The organism is Haematospirillum sp. H1815, assembly GCF_012102705.1.
Taxonomy (GTDB): Bacteria; Pseudomonadota; Alphaproteobacteria; order Rhodospirillales; family Rhodospirillaceae; genus Haematospirillum.
Genome location: NZ_JAAVTA010000022.1, coordinates 1 through 3,393, shown reverse-complemented (window position 1 = coordinate 3,393; position 3,393 = coordinate 1). Strand labels below are relative to the sequence as shown.

Genomic DNA, 3,393 nt, shown 5'->3' with positions numbered 1-3,393 from the left:
GGAAAACGATCCGCATCCGCCCCCGGCGCCGTCCCCACAACCCCGATCACCGAAGACCGGACGGTCCGCACCGGGCGTGGTCCGGCATCAATTTCCAGAACCTCGACACCATGAAGAAATGTTTCAGTCATATGTTTGTTGTCTCGTTTGTGCAGAATAAAAATAGCAAGTTCGGACCATGACAGACACAAGGCAACAAATCCCCTGGCGGTTTTTCATACCGAACCAAGGCACGAGAAGACATTTTATGAACAGATGCGGTCAGCTAAGCTCTGTTGACAAAGTAGATTCCCAAAATCGCGGGGACGTGATTCAACACTGCTCTTTGCGGGGACCAGTGAGATACGCGGCGATCTGACTGACGAGGAGTGGGAGATCATTGGATCGCTGCTGCCCGCCGAGCGCAGTCGCGGATGCCGCCCGGCCCACGACAATGGGCGTTTTCTCAACGGCATGCTCTACGCGCTGCGGGTGGTTGTCCATGGCACGACATGCATGAACGCTACGGCAAATGGAACTCCGTCTACGTCCGGTTCCGTCGCTGGGCCAAACAAGGCGTGTGGGATACGCTGCTGGACACCTTGGTCGATCTCGGCCTGACCGCCGATTGGCAGCACATGATCGACAGCACCATTGCCCGAGGGCACAGCCCATCGACTGGCGCAAAAAGGGGACTCATAAGGAAGGCTTTGGTCGAAGCCGCGGCGGCTTTACGAGCAAAATCAACGCCCGCGCTGACGGGCGGTGAAGGCCGCCCTCCCGGCTTCAAGCTGACCGGCGGCGACGTGTCGGATTATCAGGCAGTGGCGGACTTGATGGGGTTGCCCGTTGGCAAGCCCCGCATGCTGCTGGCAGACAAGAGCTATGACGGTGACAGCGTTGCGCGAGAGCCTGCTCATCCGCGGCATCCTGCCGGTGATCCCGCCTCGGTCCAATCGCTCTCAGCCACTTGCATGCAATATCCTGCGATACAGGGACCTCAATCGCATCGAGCGCATGTTTAACCGCCTCAAGCTGTTCCGTCGCATCGCCACCCGTTACGACAAAATGGCCAAGTCCTTCCTCGGCTTCCTACATCTGACAGCCGCCAAGCTTTGGTTGCCAGGCTTTGTCAAAAGGGGCTAGGCCCAGGACTCATAATCAGAAGATAACGGTGGCGGCGATGCGCTGCCAGTCCTTCAGTCTGCCGAACATGCGTTCGATAACGTTGGGCTTCTTGTAGAGTTTCTGGTCGTACTGGATGGGGTTCCTGTGTCCAGTTCGGCTCGGGATGGATGGCTTTGATGCCGAGGTTTTCCAATGCTTTGCGGAACCCGTCGCTGACCTGGCCTTCGCACAGCAGCAATATCGATGGTCTGCCGATACGGTCGCAGACCGCGTGCAACTTATTCGGCAATAACGGTTTAAGGCGGGCGAACTGCGTATCGGAAAGTCAAAAGTGATGCTCGGACATGATGAGCTCCCCTGTGATGGAGAGTCTGAATCATAGCCGCAAGCCTAGGGGAATCCCTTTTATGAGTCCTGAGCATAGCGACAACATCATGAAATTCGGGAGTGAAGGCGCATTGCCGACCCCGCTTGAGCGGATTGTTATGGTGCTGGAATCCGCCCACACCCAGTATCATGCCGCCACAGGCAAGGAAACAGATTTGCCGTTTTAAGTCTCGCGCTTGTTTTTTGCTGCTTTCCGATCAGCGACAGGTTCCAATGCCCGCCAGATCTCGAATGGCCCATCGGGATCATGTCCGGTGCCTTTACAGTCACGACATTTCGTTCGTAGCATATGTCCCCCGACATCATCCCGTCCCCGCCCGTGACAGATGAAGCACGTGACCGTCACTTTCTCGCAGAGCCTGCCGTTTACGATCTTACGTGCCATTTGCTTTTATAGCTCGATAGAGCGTCGAGCGATCAACCCCCAAAGAGGTAGCCACAACCGAAGGGCGTTCACCACCGTCGATCAGTTTTCGAGCGTGTTTCACTTGTGCAGCAGTGAGGGCAGGGGGGCGACCGACGCGCACCCCACGGAATCGAGCTGCCTTCAATCCCGCTTGCGTTCGCTCGACGATCAGCGAGCGTTCAAATTCCGCCAAAGCACCCATCAGATGAAACGTCACCCGCCTGAAGCCCCGCCAGCAGCTTGTCGAGTTTTGGCCGCGTGAGGCTCGTGCCAGATACTTGGTCAGTGACAACCTTTTCACAGCCCGCAGCCTTGAGGGCATCGCGTTGCGAGTTGGCATTTTGATCAACGGTCGAGATGCGGGCATATCCGATTTTCATGCCGCTATTTTGCGACAGCCAAGCCTGTGACCTTGATTGCTAATTGGCGTTCTCGGTGCGTGTGAGGGTGCGGTACACGGTCGGCCTGGAGACGGAGAACAGCTCGGCCAGATCGCTGATGCTGTAGTCACCGGTATCGTACATACGCCGCAACTCGCATTGCTGCCGTTCGGAGAGCTTGGGCTTCTTGCCGCGTAGTTTGCCCTTGGCGCGGGCTACCGCCATGCCCTCGCGGGTCCGTAGCCGGATGATGTCCGACTCAAACTCCGCAAAGGTAGCGAGGATGTTGAAGAACATCTTCCCCATGGGGTCGGTCGGGTCATAGATGGACGCGCCCAAGGCCAGTCGTACCTTGCGCTCCGTCAAGGTGTCGGCGATCTCCCGTGCATCAAGGACCGAGCGTGCGAGGCGGTCGAGCTTCGTGATGACCAGCGTGTCACCCGCCCTCACGGCCGCAAGCGCCTGGTCGAGACCGGGCCGTGTGCGTGTGCGCCCGGTCAGCCCCTGATCCGTATAGATGCGATCCGGAACAACACCGAGTTCGACGAGGGCATGACGCTGCGCAGCAAGGTCTTGCTTGTCAGTAGAGCAGCGCGCGTAACCAATCGTAATATTCTTCATGTCATAAGATGTACGTTAGACGTACCGTTACTGCAATTTTTATCGTACTATTCAATTGATAAAGAAAGCCTCCCGTTATTTACCGATATGTGTACTGAGTGGGTTTATGATGATGAACCGTCCGCACAACGATCCTCTTACGGACAATCTCACAGACTTCTCTGAAGAACAGCGCAGCCAGGCAATGCACCGGTTCGCGCTTCTCCGGCCGCATCAATGAACTCGCCATGATCACTGAAGATGTTGTCGATGCCGCATGACAGGCCCTCGTCATCGGAAACGCCAATTAGCAATCAAAATTCAAAGCCATTTAGCGATCAAGGTCACACGCCGTGTCCGGTGTCTCGAAACCGGACCGGCTTATAAATGGCCGTTTATGGTTTTTTTTCCGGTGTCTGGAAATGAAAACGCCACGGGTTTTGGCCCGTGGCGTTTTCTGTGTGTTTGCCGGAAGTGTTCCGGCGATTGGTGCGCCTGTATGGTGTCAGATGA

4 protein-coding genes and 1 pseudogene are annotated in these 3,393 nt (G+C 56.4%); 3 read left to right on the top strand and 2 right to left on the bottom strand.

The window, feature by feature from the left end; all coding sequences use genetic code 11:
• Positions 1–413 precede the first annotated feature (413 nt).
• From HEQ60_RS10415 to HEQ60_RS10410, 3 genes are all read left to right on the top strand, one after another.
• Entirely contained in the window at positions 414–1,004 is a 591-nt protein-coding gene (locus HEQ60_RS10415; protein WP_209315517.1) for a transposase, read from the top strand.
• Positions 916–1,125: a transposase gene (locus tag HEQ60_RS11000; RefSeq protein ID WP_416046644.1), complete on the top strand. Its 210-nt coding sequence runs from the start codon at positions 916–918 to the stop codon at positions 1,123–1,125. The genes HEQ60_RS10415 and HEQ60_RS11000 overlap by 89 nt, the downstream gene beginning before the upstream one ends.
• Before the next feature lie 389 nt (positions 1,126–1,514).
• Complete coding sequence (locus HEQ60_RS10410; protein ID WP_168071615.1) at positions 1,515–1,661, top strand: hypothetical protein; 147 nt, start codon at positions 1,515–1,517, stop codon at positions 1,659–1,661.
• Positions 1,662–1,868: 207 nt separating this feature from the next.
• On the opposite strand, the pseudogene HEQ60_RS10405 reads toward HEQ60_RS10410, so the two are convergent.
• Positions 1,869–2,280: pseudogene (locus HEQ60_RS10405) on the bottom strand (recombinase family protein).
• Positions 2,281–2,319: 39 nt separating this feature from the next.
• A complete protein-coding gene (locus tag HEQ60_RS10400) occupies positions 2,320–2,901 on the bottom strand; it encodes a recombinase family protein (RefSeq protein ID WP_168071614.1) in 582 nt (193 codons plus the stop codon).
• Positions 2,902–3,393 lie beyond the last annotated feature (492 nt).

What these genes read in the sequence shown, in the direction of transcription:
- HEQ60_RS10400 (WP_168071614.1), bottom strand. Translation starts at nt 2,901, where the DNA reads ATGAAGAATATTACGATTGGTTACGCGCGCTGCTCTACTGACAAGCAA.
- HEQ60_RS10415 (WP_209315517.1), top strand. Translation starts at nt 414, where the DNA reads ATGCCGCCCGGCCCACGACAATGGGCGTTTTCTCAACGGCATGCTCTA.
- HEQ60_RS10410 (WP_168071615.1), top strand. Translation starts at nt 1,515, where the DNA reads ATGAGTCCTGAGCATAGCGACAACATCATGAAATTCGGGAGTGAAGGC.